24 protein-coding genes are annotated in these 17,588 nt (G+C 37.7%); 10 read left to right on the top strand and 14 right to left on the bottom strand.

Features of this window, described 5'->3' with window-relative positions; all coding sequences use genetic code 11:
- Positions 1-5 precede the first annotated feature (5 nt).
- The 4 genes from HHO41_RS12410 to HHO41_RS12395 all read left to right on the top strand — a co-directional run bounded on the left by HHO41_RS12410 (position 6) and on the right by HHO41_RS12395 (position 1,858).
- Positions 6-152, top strand: coding sequence for a hypothetical protein (locus HHO41_RS12410; protein WP_169099037.1), 147 nt, complete (start codon positions 6-8; stop codon positions 150-152).
- A gap of 278 nt (positions 153-430) precedes the next feature.
- A complete protein-coding gene (locus HHO41_RS12405) occupies positions 431-616 on the top strand; it encodes a hypothetical protein (RefSeq protein WP_147535498.1) in 186 nt (61 codons plus the stop codon).
- A 181-nt stretch (positions 617-797) separates the two neighbouring features.
- On the top strand, positions 798-968 hold the full coding sequence (locus HHO41_RS12400) for an aspartyl-phosphate phosphatase Spo0E family protein (protein ID WP_169099035.1): 171 nt from the start codon (positions 798-800) through the stop codon (positions 966-968).
- A 329-nt stretch (positions 969-1,297) separates the two neighbouring features.
- Positions 1,298-1,858: a YdcF family protein gene (locus tag HHO41_RS12395; RefSeq protein WP_169099033.1), complete on the top strand. Its 561-nt coding sequence runs from the start codon at positions 1,298-1,300 to the stop codon at positions 1,856-1,858.
- Between the two features lie 41 nt (positions 1,859-1,899).
- Here HHO41_RS12395 and HHO41_RS12390 read toward each other — a convergent pair whose 3' ends face one another.
- The 6 genes from HHO41_RS12390 to HHO41_RS12365 all read right to left on the bottom strand — a co-directional run bounded on the left by HHO41_RS12390 (position 1,900) and on the right by HHO41_RS12365 (position 6,069).
- Entirely contained in the window at positions 1,900-2,526 is a 627-nt protein-coding gene (locus HHO41_RS12390) for a hypothetical protein (RefSeq protein ID WP_169099031.1), read from the bottom strand.
- 187 nt (positions 2,527-2,713) lie between these two features.
- Complete coding sequence (locus tag HHO41_RS12385) at positions 2,714-3,352, bottom strand: HAD family hydrolase (protein WP_169099029.1); 639 nt, start codon at positions 3,350-3,352, stop codon at positions 2,714-2,716.
- 134 nt (positions 3,353-3,486) lie between these two features.
- Positions 3,487-4,650 carry a cobalamin-independent methionine synthase II family protein gene (locus HHO41_RS12380; RefSeq protein WP_169099027.1) on the bottom strand — a complete coding sequence of 388 codons (1,164 nt, stop codon included), beginning with the start codon at positions 4,648-4,650 and terminating at the stop codon, positions 3,487-3,489.
- Positions 4,651-4,667: 17 nt separating this feature from the next.
- A complete protein-coding gene (locus tag HHO41_RS12375; RefSeq protein WP_169099025.1) occupies positions 4,668-5,381 on the bottom strand; it encodes a sulfurtransferase TusA family protein in 714 nt (237 codons plus the stop codon).
- A 15-nt stretch (positions 5,382-5,396) separates the two neighbouring features.
- On the bottom strand, positions 5,397-5,759 hold the full coding sequence (locus HHO41_RS12370; protein ID WP_169099023.1) for a DsrE family protein: 363 nt from the start codon (positions 5,757-5,759) through the stop codon (positions 5,397-5,399).
- A 70-nt stretch (positions 5,760-5,829) separates the two neighbouring features.
- Positions 5,830-6,069 carry a sulfurtransferase TusA family protein gene (locus tag HHO41_RS12365; RefSeq protein ID WP_169099021.1) on the bottom strand — a complete coding sequence of 80 codons (240 nt, stop codon included), beginning with the start codon at positions 6,067-6,069 and terminating at the stop codon, positions 5,830-5,832.
- Between the two features lie 255 nt (positions 6,070-6,324).
- Between HHO41_RS12365 and HHO41_RS12360 the strand changes: the two genes are divergently transcribed.
- Both HHO41_RS12360 and HHO41_RS12355 read left to right on the top strand, forming a co-directional pair.
- Positions 6,325-6,750, top strand: coding sequence for a DUF2935 domain-containing protein (locus HHO41_RS12360; RefSeq protein WP_169099019.1), 426 nt, complete (start codon positions 6,325-6,327; stop codon positions 6,748-6,750).
- 134 nt (positions 6,751-6,884) lie between these two features.
- Complete coding sequence (locus HHO41_RS12355) at positions 6,885-7,139, top strand: hypothetical protein (protein ID WP_169099017.1); 255 nt, start codon at positions 6,885-6,887, stop codon at positions 7,137-7,139.
- A gap of 83 nt (positions 7,140-7,222) precedes the next feature.
- Here the strand turns inward: HHO41_RS12355 and HHO41_RS12350 are convergent, their stop codons facing one another.
- From HHO41_RS12350 to HHO41_RS12330, 5 genes are all read right to left on the bottom strand, one after another.
- A complete protein-coding gene (locus tag HHO41_RS12350; protein ID WP_169099015.1) occupies positions 7,223-7,414 on the bottom strand; it encodes a CooT family nickel-binding protein in 192 nt (63 codons plus the stop codon).
- Entirely contained in the window at positions 7,407-7,829 is a 423-nt protein-coding gene (locus tag HHO41_RS12345; RefSeq protein WP_169099013.1) for a DUF3842 family protein, read from the bottom strand. The genes HHO41_RS12350 and HHO41_RS12345 overlap by 8 nt, the downstream gene beginning before the upstream one ends.
- 105 nt (positions 7,830-7,934) lie before the next feature.
- On the bottom strand, positions 7,935-8,693 hold the full coding sequence (locus HHO41_RS12340; RefSeq protein WP_169099011.1) for an energy-coupling factor ABC transporter ATP-binding protein: 759 nt from the start codon (positions 8,691-8,693) through the stop codon (positions 7,935-7,937).
- Between the two features lie 5 nt (positions 8,694-8,698).
- A complete protein-coding gene (gene cbiQ, locus HHO41_RS12335) occupies positions 8,699-9,502 on the bottom strand; it encodes a cobalt ECF transporter T component CbiQ (RefSeq protein ID WP_169099008.1) in 804 nt (267 codons plus the stop codon).
- A 40-nt stretch (positions 9,503-9,542) separates the two neighbouring features.
- Positions 9,543-10,595 (bottom strand): energy-coupling factor ABC transporter permease, encoded by a 1,053-nt coding sequence (locus tag HHO41_RS12330; protein ID WP_169099006.1) that lies wholly within the window; start codon positions 10,593-10,595, stop codon positions 9,543-9,545.
- A 625-nt stretch (positions 10,596-11,220) separates the two neighbouring features.
- On the opposite strand from HHO41_RS12330, the gene HHO41_RS12325 reads away from it, so the two are divergent.
- A complete protein-coding gene (locus HHO41_RS12325) occupies positions 11,221-12,579 on the top strand; it encodes an arsenic transporter (protein ID WP_169099004.1) in 1,359 nt (452 codons plus the stop codon).
- 144 nt (positions 12,580-12,723) lie between these two features.
- Here the strand turns inward: HHO41_RS12325 and HHO41_RS12320 are convergent, their stop codons facing one another.
- Positions 12,724-13,284 carry a maltose acetyltransferase domain-containing protein gene (locus HHO41_RS12320; protein WP_169099197.1) on the bottom strand — a complete coding sequence of 187 codons (561 nt, stop codon included), beginning with the start codon at positions 13,282-13,284 and terminating at the stop codon, positions 12,724-12,726.
- 170 nt (positions 13,285-13,454) lie between these two features.
- Here HHO41_RS12320 and HHO41_RS12315 point away from each other — a divergent pair, with 170 nt between their 5' ends.
- Entirely contained in the window at positions 13,455-13,745 is a 291-nt protein-coding gene (locus tag HHO41_RS12315) for a hypothetical protein (RefSeq protein ID WP_169099002.1), read from the top strand.
- Positions 13,746-13,959: 214 nt separating this feature from the next.
- On the opposite strand, the gene HHO41_RS12310 is transcribed toward HHO41_RS12315, so the two are convergent.
- A complete protein-coding gene (locus tag HHO41_RS12310; protein WP_169099000.1) occupies positions 13,960-14,136 on the bottom strand; it encodes a hypothetical protein in 177 nt (58 codons plus the stop codon).
- A 381-nt stretch (positions 14,137-14,517) separates the two neighbouring features.
- Here HHO41_RS12310 and scfA point away from each other — a divergent pair, with 381 nt between their 5' ends.
- Complete coding sequence (scfA, locus tag HHO41_RS12305) at positions 14,518-14,667, top strand: six-cysteine ranthipeptide SCIFF (protein ID WP_169098998.1); 150 nt, start codon at positions 14,518-14,520, stop codon at positions 14,665-14,667.
- A 73-nt stretch (positions 14,668-14,740) separates the two neighbouring features.
- Positions 14,741-16,132, top strand: coding sequence for a thioether cross-link-forming SCIFF peptide maturase (gene scfB / locus HHO41_RS12300; protein WP_169098997.1), 1,392 nt, complete (start codon positions 14,741-14,743; stop codon positions 16,130-16,132).
- Between the two features lie 217 nt (positions 16,133-16,349).
- On the opposite strand, the gene HHO41_RS12295 is transcribed toward scfB, so the two are convergent.
- On the bottom strand, positions 16,350-17,408 hold the full coding sequence (locus HHO41_RS12295) for an NAD(P)H-dependent flavin oxidoreductase (RefSeq protein ID WP_169098995.1): 1,059 nt from the start codon (positions 17,406-17,408) through the stop codon (positions 16,350-16,352).
- Positions 17,409-17,588 lie beyond the last annotated feature (180 nt).

Below are 17,588 nucleotides of genomic sequence, written 5' to 3'. Positions count from 1 at the left end.
GAAGCATGTCAATTAATGATAAAGTGATTTTTTCAGGAAAGATCTACAGAATTATTTATGATTACCGTAACGGGCAATATGAAATCATGAAAGATGATTTGTTAAGACAAGTCGAATTAGTAACTGAAGATCAAATTACAAGGGTTCATTAAAACGAATGAATCCTTTCTTTTTTTGTAATTAATTTCCTCGTTATTTACATCATCTCACTAATCTCCATTTGTAAGAAATTCCCCATTTAGTTCAAAATACAACAACCATCATTGTCGTTTTTTGCAAAAATAACATACAATTACTCTTTTCATATAATTATATGAAGATAAATGTTGAGAAGTTTTTAACACAAGCGGCAGGAAAAACCTACCCCTTTCCCAAAATATTAAAGTAGATGAAATATTGGTCTACGATTGATGGAAAGGTGGTAATATGCGTGGCTACAGAGTTATCTCTTAAACAAATCGTTGAAGGTATCCCTAGTTCCTTATTAAGTGCATCGGACCGAGATTTGGAAGGATTTCAAAAAATTATTGAAGAAACTATAAAATTAAGGGAATCCCATCGCAATTTACAAAAAATGATTAGAAATTTCTCTGCATCCACAATCAAAAGCTCTTAGAAATGTAAAATGAAGATCTTTTGGGAGGGTAAAAAACCTTCCCATTCCTATTTTTCAGGAAGTTTACACTACAGATACGTTATTAAAGTTCAAATTATTGTCAAAAATATTTGTAAAATGCTAGTTTAATATAATGTAAAATAAAGTAAAGAATATACATATGTTGAAATGAGGTATATTTATGGAAGGCTTATTAACAGCTTCTAAGATTGAGCTTGAATATAAAATTGAATCTTTAAAAAGCTATATGATTGATACCGGCATGAAACTTGGGTTAACAAACGATAAAACGATTGCCATTAGCCAAGAGTTAGATACATTAATTTTTAAATACCAACACTTAAAGAACTAGAATAAAAGCGATTGCCTATTTGAGTAAGTAATCGCTTTTCCGTATACATCGAAAATTTATCTTTTTACGCAAACTCCCCAATCAATTTGCACGAGATGGTTTTTCAAGCCTGCCATACCTTATTAGCAATTCTGCACCACCCCTTCATATGACCTACCTCACCCAAAAATTTCGTTTATTCAAGTGCAAGATCCAGACGTTGCGATACAGCTGCACCTGCGTCAAAGTATAAGGACTTCTACTCAACCACATATGATAAACTAATACTAGTTTATATTTTTACTGAAACAGGTGGAGTGACACTATTGAAAAAAAGCAGGTACAAATTCATGTTAATTATAATAATTAGTTTGATACTACTATATATTGGATATCTTCAAGTAAATATGCTTCGTTACAGTTTTGCAAAGCCCGATAAAAATGCAGATTATATAATCATTCTCGGAGCACGTGTTCATGGTACCTCTCCTTCCCTTACATTGCAGGAAAGGATTAATACAGCCTCCAATTACTTAAAGAAAAATAAGACTACGATAGCGATTGCCTCTGGTGGCCAAGGTCCAGACGAGGAAATCTCAGAAGCTGAATGCATTAAAAGAGAATTAATGAAACAGGGAATCTACGAATCAAGAATTATTTTAGAAGACCGCTCAACAGATACCTATGAAAACCTTAATTTTTCAAAAAAACTACTCCCTATTCACGCAAAAATCGGCCTAATTGTCACGAACGATTTTCACATCTATCGCTCAATTCAAATTGCCAAAGACTACCATTTGCAGGTTTCAGGTCTCCCGGCAAAAACGCCTTTAATTGCGATTCCAAAATCCTATAGTCGCGAATATTTGGCACTTACGAAATATTTTTTAATAAACATCCTAGACAGTTAAAATACACCTGCTTGATAAAAGCTTACGTTTAGGTATGCTTCTTAACTTGCAGATTTAATTTGGTCCCGTGATTTCATATGGAAACCAGAAGATTGGTTCCGATAATTGATTTGATAGTCTTGTAATTGTGGTTGAGGTTGTATCATTTCCTGTTTCAACAGATACGTATGCAATTGCCCAGCATAAACCTGATGTGTTACTTCAGATTCTGCTAAATCACAAGGCCTAATGAGATTGGCTGGTTTACTATTAACCTTAACACCTCCATTTTGAAGGATAGTTGCAACAAATTGTGAACAAAAGAAAGCTTTTTCTCGTTTGATTTCTTTATTAAAAATCACCCCGAATAAACCTAAAAAGTTATACTTAAAGTTTTGTTTTTGATCTTCCATTTGTCTGATAGCATTTTGCATTTTCTCAAAAGCTACTGCTGAAACATGACAGCGATAAATAGCGCATGTTGCATTTTGAAAGAGCTTGCTATTTAAATCCTCCTTAACAAAGCCGCCAATGAATGGATTATTAGCGCGTTTCCTGCCAAAGCTAAAGGTTTCCTTAAGGTTTTTAGAAAAAGAAATAGATGCATGATTCAAAGGACTTCTTGTGAAACATTTTATCAATTTCGTAAACCATGTTCCTGTGTCAGTTAATACAATATACACCCACATGCCTTTCTCCCCCTAGTGAATGCTTATCAAGCCGGCATTCAATCTTTCCGCTTCATCTCTACTAGCCTCATTGTCTTATAAATATCGGAATATCTAAACTATCCAAAGGTTGATTTTACTATAAGACTTGAGACTGATAGACGTTAGATACTTGAGGGAGTAAAGCTTCTTTAATATTAGCGTGACCCTAAATCAATTCTAATACCTCTTCGATTGTTCTCACTTGATAAGCAGCCTCGGAAAGATCAAGCGTCCCAGATGCCGGATTTTTAAAACCAATTGTCTTCATTCCGGCAGCATTGCCCGCTTTAATACCGTTTTCCGAATCCTCTAACACAAAACAGACATCGGGACTCACAGCAAGTCTTCGTGCAGCCTCAATATAAATATCTGGAGCTGGCTTTCCTTCTTTTATATCATCACCGCTCACGACAACATCGTAAAACTTCGAAATTTGAAACTTATTCAGTACTGCTTCAATAAAAGGCTTAGGTGATGAAGAGGCAAGCCCTATTCGATAATCTAATTCCGTCAATGTTTCTAATAATTCCTTAATCCCATTAATTGGTTCAATCTGTTTGGTGTTTATATATTGGACTTTCCTTTTATCAGCCAATGTAAGAATATTATCCACATCAAAGGAAAGCTGTCGCTCAATTTTTACAGACTCCCACATATCGCGGGAACGCATCCCTACATACTTCTCCCAATTTTCTCGATCAAATTTTATCCCTAGTTCAGAAGCGACTGCCAATTCGATTTCTTCATGCATAGGTTCACTATTTATGATGACACCGTCCATATCAAAAATAAATACTTTATCCATTTGCAACTCCTCTTATTGATGTAGTAAATAATCTATCTTTCGTCATCATTATATTAGAAAAATACATATATAAGAAGAACTCAAAAAAATAGATGGCTTTCTCCAAAGGGAAAAATCCATCCATTTTTACAAAACTATTCTAATTCACGTAGCTTCTTTGCTGCTTCAGCCATCACTTTTAATTTCTCAAAGGCAATTTGGTCGCTGTTCATAGGTCGTTGCGCAAATGTACCAAAACCGCAATCTGGATTCAAGAAAATCTTCTCATCCGGAAGATATTGACGAAGTTCCTGAACCCGAGCAACAATTTGGTCCACCGATTCGACTGTCTCAGTCCGAGGGTTGACGACCCCAAAACCAAGTTCTTTTCCACAAATGTCTGAAATCGCATCTAGTTCCCCTGCACGAGGCGTAGCATATTCTAATGTCAGCTGATCAACATTTACATTCTTAAAATAAGGAATCAGTGGATAGTAGGGGCCCCTTAGGAGAATCTCATCCTGAGTGCTCCAGTTACCGCGACATACGTGAACGGCAATCCGAGTTCCTCTTCCCAGCATTCCTTCTGTCACCTGATTCATCAAGCTCAGCGCAAAGGCAATCTCTTCCTCAGCGTCTGCTTTTGCTGTGAGTGCACCACACATAAACGTGCGGTTTGCATTTTTCTTGGTAAAGACCACTTCAGTAAGAACAGGCTCATCGAATTGTACAAATTCCACACCAGCAGCAATTAGATCCTCTAATTCCTCGCGTAGAATCTTAATGATATCGATAGCCAGGTCCTCCTTTGTTGGATAAACTTCAGTCGAGAGCCCTTCAATCCACATGGATCGAGTTAATAAATAAGGACCAGGAATAGCCACCTTGACTGCTTTATTGGTATGTTTTTTCAAGAATAAGAAATCATTCAGAGCAAGCGGTTTCTTACGACTTATTTTTCCTGTTGCTGCTGGATTAGACATTGAAAATGCCGGTACATCTAGCGTACCAAGAATTTCCTCAAAGCTTGCTTTATCCTCGACATACTCAAGCAACTCAGAAACACTTAACATTTTCACATTCTCAAGATGATCCGCAACAAAGGAAATATAGTTATCACGACGTTGCTCGCCATCCGAGACAAAATCAATCCCAGCTTCTTCTTGCCACTTTAAAACTTGCAAAGAAGCTTTTTCTGTAATCGCAAGAAATTCTGTTTCACTAATCCGACCAGCCCGCTTATCACGCAAAGCACGAAGGACTTCTTTTGACCTAGGCCAGCTCCCCATTACTGCAGTTGGAAATTTTGGTAATGTCATAGCTTAAGCTCCCCCTATTAATATACAATTGCAAATTGCACATCGATATTTACAGCCTGCTTTAGGGTTTGATAGATTGGCGAACGAAGAAGAGTACTTGACCAAAGCTTTTCTAGCTCTGCTTCATCACCAGGTGAGGAAACGTAAAAAGTCCCTTTAATTTCCTTAAGCTTTGGACTTCCCTCATCCTCAAGCTCCAAATGAAACAACACATTTTCAAGGCCAGCTTTTAAAGATACCTCTAAATGGTCAATTTCAATATTTCGTTTGGATGCCTGGGCCTTATAGCCTACAGTCAAGCATCCTGCAAGGGAACCTAGCAAATAATCGATAGCGCTCGGAGCAATTACCTTTGGGCTAAAATCTGCTGGTTGTCCAACAACAAAAGTGTGGTTTCGCGAGTGTACCTTCGCCGATAAATCAGATTCCCCTTGTACACGAACACTCCATTGATAGCCTTTGGCTGCCTCGAGCTCTGCCTTTAGCTCAGTTTGCTCTCTACCCTTTTTAATAAAATATCGAGTTGTATTTTCGCCTGGCTCTGAACCAAGAAACTGGTGATCGACCATTCGGCACCATGCTGGTAGGTCTTCTGAAACCGTACGTTCACGGCTGCGCACCTCTAAAATCTCTCCGCCCAATAACGGGTCCATCGCCTTTTTAATAATTAATAATAATCCAGAACCACAATCTAAATCTCCACCATCACAAACTGCCTGTGGATTATACATTCAAATCACCACTAATTAATAAGTAATCGATGCAGCACCTTGGCTGAGGAATTCAACAACCTTTGCTCCGCCAACGATAGTTGCACCACCAACTAAATTTTCTTCGTTTAAACCACGCTTTTTAAAGCATGGGCTGCACACCCAAATCGTTCCGCCAGCTTCAACAAATTGCTCCATTAATTGCTTTATCGGTGCAAAACCCTCTTCATGAATATCATCCGTATAGCCATTTTCAGCTAAGTAAGCACCCTCAACGTTTAGAAATACTACTGTTTCTTGACCAGAAGCTACCGCTGCATTAGCTACGACAAAACCAACAGTTGCCTTATCAGCATCATTTTTCGCATTTGTTAAGCTTACTAAAAATTTTCCAGCCATTCTTCTTTTCCTCCTAAAATTCATGTGTGTCCCGGATGAACGGGCAAATTATTATGTAAAAGGTAATAAATCAACCTTTTTCAATAAAATAATGACTGATTTTTCCATTATCTACACGAGCTAATAAGGGATTGTTCTGCATCCGGCACCAAGCAGGTAGATCCTCACGAGCACCGGGATCGTAAGAAACGACCTCAATCATTTGACCTTTATCCATTTTCTTCATGGTTAAAAATAAATTCATAATCAATTCCCCACAACCAGTTGGACCAGCATCATAAGTAATATCAGGTTTGTATTGAAATGACATCGGATTCTCCCTCAGAGCCAGTTTAGCTTTACTTTGTGATAGTATTCTTCTTTTTCCTAAAATATCCAAAATAACCATCTCTTATATTATAAAGACTAATTATATTAATATAAATTCAGATTATCGATTCTATTTATCATTATCTATCTATTTTTTCAATACCTGCTTGTTATTTGATATTCAAAAAATAACCTAGTTCTGTATTGTAAACTTCTGGAATAAATATGAGATGGACAATGTTTTCGGAGGTGGACAATGCAATTTTATTATGGTAATCAATTGCCACTACGGGTACTAGATGAGGCTGAGTTTTGGAAACATCAAGAAGAAGAACATACAGTTGTGATTCGGGAGTTAGTAAAAGGCTTGGAACGAGAGTATGTGGAAGCGTTACAAAAATGGGAGCTTGATTTCGCAGAAACCCATCAGCGCGTAGTGCGATATATCGAAACAGTGAATCGTTCAGGCGGACAGGTAAGCCCCTCGCTTTATCAAGATATAATGCAATTAGTAAATTATTGTCTGCAACAAAGTGAAAGCTTTACAGAATTTTGCCGGATGTTGATAAAAGACAGTGTACCAATTAGAACTAACCCAACCGCGAAAACCGTACTGAATCATATTATCCGTGAATCAGAATATTTCATCGGGATTGCGCAAACAATTTTGTATCAGAAATAATAAATTATTGAAGACGCTAATCCTCCATAGGGTTAGTTTTTTTATAGATTTGTTGTAGTAAATAATGATAGCGTTTTTGGATAAATTATTGTATTATTCTAAATATTAAGACATATGCTCAAACGGAGGAAACTATGAAAAAACTTATTCATTTTTTATTTGGGAAACCCTATAAAAAAGAAATGACCTTTTTATCCAAATATTTTAGGTTTGCCTATTGGGGCATGATAACTTTTTATTTTTTCTCCCTAGGTATCATTGGAATTAGTGCTGTCTACAACGATCAAGCCATGATCAATTTTATCATCTGGGCTATTTTCATCCCTGTCTTATTTCGATCAACATATAGCCTTGTTGGAAAAATCAATAACTTAGAAAAAGAAGGATAAAATCAGGCGCATCTCTGACGAGAATGCGCCTTTTGCTATATTTTTACTTATAATGTATATTAATGTCTACCGCTGATTAGTTATTACTTTTCCTCAAGTACAATCCGATGTTCAACAAGTGCCATCTCTTTGATTGTCGCTTTAATATGTTTTCTTTGACTAAATATATTTTCAATGAGCAGACCGTCTTCGGTTGGAACCACTTTATCAACGGATTCCAACAAAAGCTTCTCATTCCCATCCTTATCAATCACATACACATTCGCTTCACACATTTCGATCACCTCTATGAGCTATCACAATATCAATCGCATCATCAATATAATGTGGCAGCGGCTTGTTTTCAACACCGGCGATATACACTTGACACCGATTCAAAGGAATTAATACTTTTTCCGCTGGACTATCAGCAATTGCAGTAGCCATTTTCGGAGTCAATTCGCCTAGAAAAGCATTGGCACTAATAATGCCTATTGTTCCAAGAATAATATCGACTTTCGGAGCATTATACATGATTGCATTTTCCCCTGTTGCTCCTTCATTCGCTCCAGCTTTTAACATAAGCGAAGTTGCCACTGAGTTCGTTCCAAGGGCAACAATCTCAATCGAATCTTCAAACTGCTGGCGAAACTTCGCAACGATTGCCTTGCCAATCCCTCCACCTTGTCCATCTATCACTGCAATTCTCATGATAATCCTCCACTCTATAAGCTCACAGGTACATTATACCAAAAAAGCTCATCCCGGTTGTCCGATAATTTAGCGAGTGGAGAATTGTTTTGATTTTTCCTAGACTCACGGCTTTGTCGAACCACAAGTGGGGCAATTTTGCAGAGAAAGAGGAATTTCAAGTCCGCATTCGTCAAGTAAGTCAGCATTAGCAAGAATCTCCATCGTATTACCTTCTGCAGCAACTTTTCCATCCTTTATCACAATCACTCGATCACAGGTGTCCAACACCATATCCAAATCATGACTCGTTATGATTTTAGTGTGATTAAATTCGTTTAATAAGTTAATTAAGCGGCGGCGCGATTTTGGATCAAGCGCTGAAGACGGCTCATCCATTATCAGAATGTCTGGTTCCATCGAAACTACCGAAGCAATCGCTGCTGCTCTCTTCTCACCACCTGATAATTTAAACGGTGCACGATCTTTCAAATGCGGAATTCCCACCATTTCCAACGCTTTATTAACCCTACTTTCCACCTCTGACTCCTTTAACTGAAAATTTCGCGGGCCAAACGCTACATCATCGTAAACAGAAGTCATAAATAGCTGATCATCAGGATCCTGAAACACCATTCCCAAGCGTCTACGGATGAGCGGAAGTGTTTTTTTGGTAATCTGTACATCCCCCACTAATACCTGTCCGTTTTCTGGAAAAAAAACCCCCATTAATAACATCAATAATGTCGATTTTCCAGCGCCGTTTGCACCAATGATACCAACTGATTCTCCATGGTAAATTGTAAACGACAGATTATTTAAGGCTTCGTGACCATCTGGATAGCGAAACCGAACGTCTCTAACCTCAAGCTTATGATGACTCATCCTCATCACCCCCCTGTAAACATTTGTCCTAATAATAATGGTAGATTATATAATCTAGATAAAATAAACAACAAGCTCCAACCCGCAAAATAGACTAAATCTTTCATGCCAAACTTTGCTGATGTACCAGTATAGTACTCTCCGGTAAACCCCCGCAAATTCATAGCCTGATAAACTCGTTGAGCGCGCTCAAATGTTCTTAATATGAGTTGTCCAGCGAACGGTCCCCAAGCATTTCGCTCAATCCCCTTTTGACCAGGTGCCCGCAAGGAGTAAGCTCTCAGCATTCTCCCAACCTCTTCGATTAACACTGAAATATATCGATAGGTTAAGAGGAGCTGCATGACAAAAAGCTTTGGAACTTTCAGTGTCCTTAACGCAGCAGCTATACGCTCCATTCCGGTTGTTGCGATCAGCAATAGGCTTGCTGTTACTGTTAACAGACCTTTCACACAAAGCGAAATAAAAGTAAGCCAACCTTGTGCTATTTCAATGCCCAAAATAAAAACTGAATGCTGATCAAACATCGGGTTAAATATCCCAATACCGATGATAAAGGGAGCAACTAGTAGCACTCGTTTCAGGATTGGAAGTAAAGGTATCTCAGCGAGCGTAAAAATCAGAATGGGATAAAAGAAAAACGGGATTAATCTAATGATTTCCGTCTTTTGAAACGACACAACTGTAACTAAAAATACAATCGTAGTAAGTAGCTTGATTAGCGGGTGAAGTTTGTGAATGAATGAGTCCAGGTGCGCTAAGTCATCCAAAAGTCGTAAATTATATAATGAAGATTTGATATTTTCCATCGGCATCAATTCCTACTGATAGTCTCTTTTGCTGCATTTCCTATTGACTCGTTGTTTTTTTTCGTTTTTTAAGAAATTGTATGGTGAATCCTGTTAGGACTGCCAATCCAAGTGTTAAGACACCACCTACAACACCTGATAGGCTTGTTCCTGCGTTACTAAACAAGTCATCGTTTTTCTCAGATGTTGCATCTTCACCGTTCGAAGTCACGCTATCCTTAAACCCATAATCCGGAAGTACCGCCATTTTTTTCTGCAATTTCGTTAATGAATCATATATCGCCCCTGTAGTTTCCAGCTCTGCCGTTCCCGTTGTTTTTTCGATCGACCATTCCAAACCGTCTGGATTTGCTGATGCAAACAAGGAAACTCCTCCTCCAACAAGGAAAGTTGTAAAAACAAGTGTTATTAATACTTTTTTCATAGAAATCAGTCCAAGCGCCTGCTCAGAACGAACATTCTCAATAATTTCTGGACGTGCCTTCCAGACAAACGTAACCACAGCAGCGGTAACTAAACCTTCAACTATTCCAATGACCAAGTGAATTGGCTGCATCACGAATAAGAAGGTCGTAAACGGAAGTTCTGTTTTTCCTGAGAATAACGTTTGCAATACAACGCTAAAAGAACCAAACTGTAGTCCGACTACTGCCGAAATGATTGTGCTCACAAGGATGCGATTGGCACTTAGCCCTTTCTTTGTCAGCACTTTATATATAAGTGGGTATGTAATAAAACAAGTAAAAAAGCCGAGATTAAATACATTCGCCCCGTAGGCCAGCAGGCCACCATCACCGAAAAATAATGCCTGGATAAGTAATATTGAGGCCATTGTTAAAAAACCTGCATACGGACCTAATAGAATGGCTAGAAGCATTCCACCGCCTATATGACCACTAGAACCTGTAGCAGGAATCGAAAAATTAATCATTTGTGCTGCAAATACAAAGGCCCCCATCACACCCATTAATGGTATTTTTGTTTCATCTAAATCTTTCTGGACTTTCTTAATCGAATAAGCCGCAACTCCTGTAGTGACAGCTAGCATTGTTCCGCCAACCGCTGGCGATAGTAATGCATCAGCCATATGCATCGTAACAAGCCTCCCCAAAAATAAAATAACCCAAAAAAAGGTAAGTGGTTTAGACTTATCCCCTTCATGGGTTTCGTTTACATTTGCTAGATTTTTAAATCAGGAACCTTCATGATTCCAAGTTTATATGTCTAATATAGCATAAACAAAGGATTGTCTGAAAACCAAATTTCCAATCCTTAACAAGAATTCATCTTGAAAAGTGACGAAAAAATGAACTTCGTTAATTAAATCCTAATTGTTCTATTTAAGAAGCAGCTCTATAACTGGATTCAAGTGAAAAAAGATAATCTACATAGATCATCCTACGGACTATCATTTACCTAGAAAAGATTTTTGGACTCCAGGTAAATGCATTTTGATTTTGCATTTACCTAGAATGGATTTTGGTTCATTTTCATTAGGCTAACTATCATTTTTTTAACTAGATAACAGAATTGACTTAGTTTACTCTCCTTTTATTCCATTATCATATAACGGCATTTAACCCTAGTAGACAAACATACATTTAGACAAATCTGGTCAATTATCTATTTCCTTTTCTTTGTGGACGAATATAAATATAAGCAAACGGACATGTAGGGCATGTAACTCCATGCCGAATAACAAGGAAAGGAGGAGGAAAATGACCTTTCAGATAGGAATCACAATTTTTGTATTCCTAGCAACTATGTCTGTTATTTTTTGGAGACCAAAAGGGTTAAATGAAGCCTTTCCAGCAGCAATCGGAGCATCGATTATCTATTTATCTGGAATCGTGACAAACACAGACATTTTGTATATCGTCGAAAAAATTGGTGGTGCATCCATTACAATCATTGCAACAATTGTCATGGCTGTGATCCTCGAAAGTTTTGGCTTCTTTCACTGGTCAGCAGCCAATCTAGCGCGTCTAGCCAAAGGCTCTGGTTACCGCCTATATTGGTACATCCAAATACTTTGCTTTTTAATGACCCTTTTGTTTAACAATGATGGTAGCATATTAATCACTACTCCTATTCTGATTTTATTATTAAAAAATCTTCGGCTAAAACTCCATCAGCAAATCCCATATTTATTAAGCGGTGCATTAATAGCAACAGCATCTAGTGCTCCAATTGGTGTCAGCAATATTGTTAACTTAATCTCATTAAACATTATCGATATGTCACTTTACCGCTATACAGAAATGATGTTTGTTCCAGCCACACTTGGGTTAATTTTTATGTCCGTGCTGATGTTTTTCGTTGTAAAAAGAAAGTTGCCCAAAAGATTACCGGATATCGTTTATGATATTGAAGAAAATATTTTTTCGTCACATTTCCACCCCTTGAAGGACGGAATCGTTCCTTTAGAGGTAAGAAAGAAACGGTCACAGTTTATGTTTACTGTTTTGTTATTTGTTTTACTCATGCGCGGTTTGCTTTTTTTAGCTTCGTTCTTGTCCATCCCCATTTCAATCGTTGCCGTTAGCGGATCCATTATTCTATTACTATGGCGTTGGTACAAACTCCATATAAATCCAACAGATATCATCAAGAAAATCCCTTGGCATATACTGGTGTTCGCTTTTTCAATGTACGTCATCATCTACGGCCTGCACAATATTGGACTAACTGCCCTTTTGGTGAATTACTTTGAACCGATCGTAAGCCAGGGCCTTTTGTACGCAAGCTTTGTTATGGGTGGCTTAGTATCCTTTCTATCAAACTTCTTTAATAATCATCCTGCGTTAATGATAGGAACAATGACTTTAACAGATATGGGTCTAGATACCATTACGCTTCAGACCATCTATCTCGCCAATATCATTGGGAGCGATATCGGATCTTTATTATTGCCGATTGGTACACTGGCCTCACTAATCTGGATGTATATTTTAAAACAGCATCACGTCAAAATTTCTTGGAGGGATTACTTGAGTGTTTCAATAATCGTCATTCCACTAAGCACTGTCGTTACCCTACTATTTTTATTTTACTGGGTACAATTATTCTTTCGATAAAAAAAAGAAAGTGACCCTCTTCCCAAAGATCAATATACAGAAACCGGACCACACTGCTTATGTGAGGTCCGGAATATTCATCGCTCCCAAAATCGTCTACTTGTGATTAAGACTTCCTCAGCTTCATTTGGATTATCATACCCTTTATCCATCTAATTGCTTAATGATTTTAGCAGGATTCCCACCAACGACGACGTTATCTGGAATATCCTTCGTTACGACAGCGCCAGAAGCAATCACCACATTGTTCCCAATCGTTAATCCAGGGTTTATTACTGCTCTACCTCCGATCCAAACGTTGTCACCAATCGATATGGGTTTGCCATATTCGGCTCCAGATACACGTTCAATTGGATTCAGTGGATGTGTAGCAGTATATATATGTACACCAGGGGCAAGCATGCAGTTATCGCCGAATCGAATTTCACACACATCTAATAAAACGCAATCATAATTTGCGTAAAAATTCTCGCCAACATAAATGTTATAACCATAATCACAGCGAAATGGTGTCTCAATGTTAATCGTTTTCCCGATTGTGCCAAAGAGCTCATTGAGCAATTCTGTTCTTAATTGGTTCTCTGTTTCTTGTGTTTGATTATACAATCTGGTCAGCTTACGGGCATTGATTCTTTCTTGGAATAACTCAGGGTCAGCGGCATTATATAGTTCACCCTTTAACATTTTCTCTTTCTCGCTTGTCATCGTTACCATACCTGCCTCCTAAGAATGAATTGTAGAAATAACTCCCCTTTAGAATTTCCTATTTTTTACATTTAATTCTTTTCCTTTTCGAAGAAGACTTCAACATCGCTAGAATAAATTCCAAACTAATTTCATAAAAAATAGAAAAAGACATATTTTGGAGGTGTAAGATGAGCAGAACCTATCATTTAGACCATGGTTATATCACCATACCTACAGCAAGTAAAATAGTTCATAATACTTTAGGCATTATTCAAGATGAGCAAAGTCATTATTTAAAAATCTTAAGCGGTGCCAAAAAGGGCTGGTTTGAAGGAAAAATGCACGGTAGAAGAATGTTTCAAGTACGTAAAGATGAAATCATTAAATATGCAGAAGAATTGAAACGTAACGAAACATATAATTTGTTTACATATGAAACTGTGAGTATCCATTCTGAGCACGTTTTAATGTCAAATTAACAATAGCCTCAAGCTGGCTTAACATTCATCTCATATGATAAAGATATCAAAATCAAAACATTGAGGTGTTGTGCTTATGCTTGAGAAACTGACAAGAGTATTAATTTGCACATTCTTTTGTTTTGTTAGTTTTTAGGATTAGTAACTCGTAATAGATAAACTTTCATTTGGAAATGACGGGGATGACTTGTGCAGCCATCATCATCCCCTTGTTTTAGCTATTCTGCTTTTGATTTTGCTTTTGGACAGCCAATAACTCTTTTAAAGTTTGGTTAATATTGTTTAGTGCGATTAAAACAATCCCCAGCATAATAAACGTAACCAGTTCCTTCGTGTATATCGCAACAACTCCAAGGATAAACAAATATACGGTGTTTAAAATATTATTCATCATTTCATCCCCTTACATAAATATTGATTTTCCATTTCAATTTCGTTTTTTAACTTAATAAGATAATCATAGTAAAATTATAAACAAAAAGAGTTGTCCTTAATTAGCTTAAATGTTAAATGTTTCTAAACGATTAGTTTACATAATATTATTACCGTCGATAAGGTGATTCATTTCATCAAAAACCTCTACCAGCAAATTTACAAGTGTATATTTGAAAGTTTTATGAACCTTTTTAATAAACATTTGAAAAACAAAACATCCTTTCCACTGTCGAATTGACGTCACAACAGGGCATTGCTAGAATTATCCTGACATAACATTATAGATGCTGATAAAACTTGCAATCTATAACTATATTTATTAAAGGAGCAATACATAATGAAAAGAATCGTAACACTTAGTACACGTAAACTAACAGACACTGTAAAACATGGTGGCTGTGGCGCATGCCAAACCTCTTGCCAGTCAGCATGCAAAACCTCTTGTGGAGTTGCAAACCAAAAGTGCGAGAATTCTTTACACAGCTAGACCACTCAACATACCGCCCACTGACTTCAGCTGGGCGGCAATTTTTTGTTAAGAAGGAGCTTGACTTTACACCATGATTCATCAATACCAATTAAATGGATATAATATTGTGCTCGACACTTATAGTGGGTCGGTCCATGTCGTCGATGACCTCGCCTATGACATTATTGCCCTTTTTGAAAAGAATTCAGCACTTGATATCGTAACTAAAATGCTAGAAAAATATAAAGGAAACCCATCCATCACAAATCAGGAGATTCACGAAACAATTGCTGCAGTTGCTGAGCTCAAAGGAAGCGGTCAGCTATTTAGCGATGATGAATTTAAAGACCTATCAATTGACCTTACGAAACGTCCAACTTATCTAAAAGCCCTCTGCTTTAATGTTGCCCACACCTGTAATCTATCCTGCGAATACTGTTTCGCAAGTCAGGGCAAATATAACGGCGACCGTGCCGTGATGAGCTTTGAGGTTGGGAAAAGAGCCATTGATTACTTACTGGAAAACTCCGGACATCATCGCAATCTCGACATCGACTTTTTTGGTGGCGAGCCGCTAATGGCTTGGAACGTAGTCAAACAAATCGTGGAGTACGCTAGAAGCAAGGAACAGGAATACAAGAAAAAATTCCGCTTTACTTTTACGACAAACGGCATGTTGCTAAACGATGAAGTCACAGAATTCCTAAATAAGGAAATGTACAACGTCGTGTTGAGCCTCGATGGACGTAAGGAAGTTCATGATCATCTTCGAAAAACCGTTACCGGTAAAGGAAGCTATGATCATATTGTTCCAAAATTCCAAGAATTTGTTGAAAAACGTGGGGAAAAAGAATATTACGTTCGTGGAACATATACGCATAACAATGTTGATTTTACCAATGATATATTCCACATTGCCGAGCTTGGCTTTGATAAACTTTCGATGGAACCGGTTATTTGTGACCCACGTGAGCCTTATGCCTTAACAGAAAAGGACCTTCCGCAGATTTATGAGCAATATGAAGTTCTCGCACATGAAATGCTAAAGCGCAGCGAGAACGGCAATGGATTTACGTTTTACCACTACATGCTCGATCTTTCTGAAGGACCTTGTGTGCAAAAAAGACTAACTGGATGCGGCTCTGGTACCGAGTATTTAGCTGTAACACCTTGGGGCGAGCTCTTCCCTTGTCATCAATTTGTCGGCGATCAAGCATACAGTATGGGTAATATTTGGGATGGGGTTACCAACGTCAAACTTCAAGCTCAATTTAAGCAAAGTAATTGTTACTCAAAACCTGATTGCGAAGATTGTTGGGCAAAGCTTTATTGCAGCGGAGGATGCCCTGCTAACAATTTACATGCCACTGGTTCACTAAATGGAACCTATCAATTTAGCTGTGATATCTTTAAAAAACGGATCGAATGCTCAATGATGGTTAAAGTCGCTGAATCACTTCGAGCAATGGAACCGGTTGACTGAGTTTGGGTTGATAAATTCATATTGAACGAGGGCACTTTTGGTGGATCTATCGCTTTAAGTGCCCTCTTTTTCTGGAAATCTGGAAAATAGGTAACTTATCGACCTGTTAAGTGCCCCCTTTTTCTGAAAATCTGGAAAATAGGTAACTTATCGACCTGCTAAGTGCCCTCTTTTCATACAAAATCTTAAAAATAGGCACTAAACATTCTCTCTCAAATTAATCTCCGTCAACCATACTAGTAATTAAGTCTTTTACAGTTTGATTTTTCGCCAACCTCGGACTTTGGCCTGACCATAACGACATAAATTCCTGTTGATTTTGGGCTGCAGACGCCTTTCGAATGGCTTGAGTCAGTGTATTTTGAATTGGGTAATCAAGGATTTCGCACTCATGAGTCTGCATTTCCGAAATAAAAGTGTTGTTTATCCCTCTAGCCCATTTACCAGAAAAAGCACGTGTGAGAACAATTTGATCCTCACTTGCGCATTGAATCGCATCTTTATGTACCTTATGTGCTCCGCTCTCCTGACACGTTAAAAACGCAGTACCCATTTGAACAGCTTTTGCCCCCAAACAAAGTGAAGCCTTTAATCCCCGTTTATCCATAATTCCTCCTGCTGCAATTACTGGAATCTTAACGTTGTCAACAACTTGTGGGATTAACGACATTAAGCCAATTTGACTGTCCTGAAAATTGTTAAGGAAATTTCCCCGATGTCCTCCCGCTTCAGACCCTTGTGCCACCACAATATCCATACCGATCTTTTCAACTTCCATTGCTTCAGAAACCGTAGTGGCCGTACCGATAACGACAATATCATGCTGTTTCATATCAATTACCATTTCAGGCGTAGGAAGTCCAAACGTAAATGAACATATCGGAACTTGTTCTTCAATTACAACTTGAATTTGCTCAATAAAGGATTGATTAATTGATTGATAGTCTGGGAGTTTTAGTCCTTCTTCATTATGAATATTTAAATGCTCACGGAAAGGTCTCAACAGAAGGTTAGCAGTTTCGATGTTTGTGTTTGATAGAATGAATTCGTTAGGAACAAACAAGTTAATTCCAAAATGATTAGAAGTAAGTTGTTTTACTTCTCTAATTAATTCACGTGTTTGCTCAGCGTTTAAGTAACCTGCTCCAATCATGCCGAGACCCCCATTATTTGAAACCGCAGCAACTAATATCGAGGTTGTCACGCCTCCTGCCATTGGTGCCTGAATGATGGGATATTGTATTTGCAACAGCCTTGCAATGTCCTTTTTCAACATAAACCACACCTCTATATTAGAATTCGGATACATATAACAATTCTTTACCCAAACGAAAAACCCTTTAGACTTTAAAATCAATATCAATTTGAACTCTTCGTGACATCCTACCAACCATATGAAGAAAATTCATGTTTTTCGGTATAATAGAATATATTGGATATATATCAAATGCTGAAA

The organism is Bacillus sp. DNRA2, from assembly GCF_012843265.1.
Taxonomy (GTDB): domain Bacteria; phylum Bacillota; class Bacilli; order Bacillales; family Cytobacillaceae; genus Bacillus_BU.
This window is presented reverse-complemented; position numbering and strand designations above follow the sequence as displayed.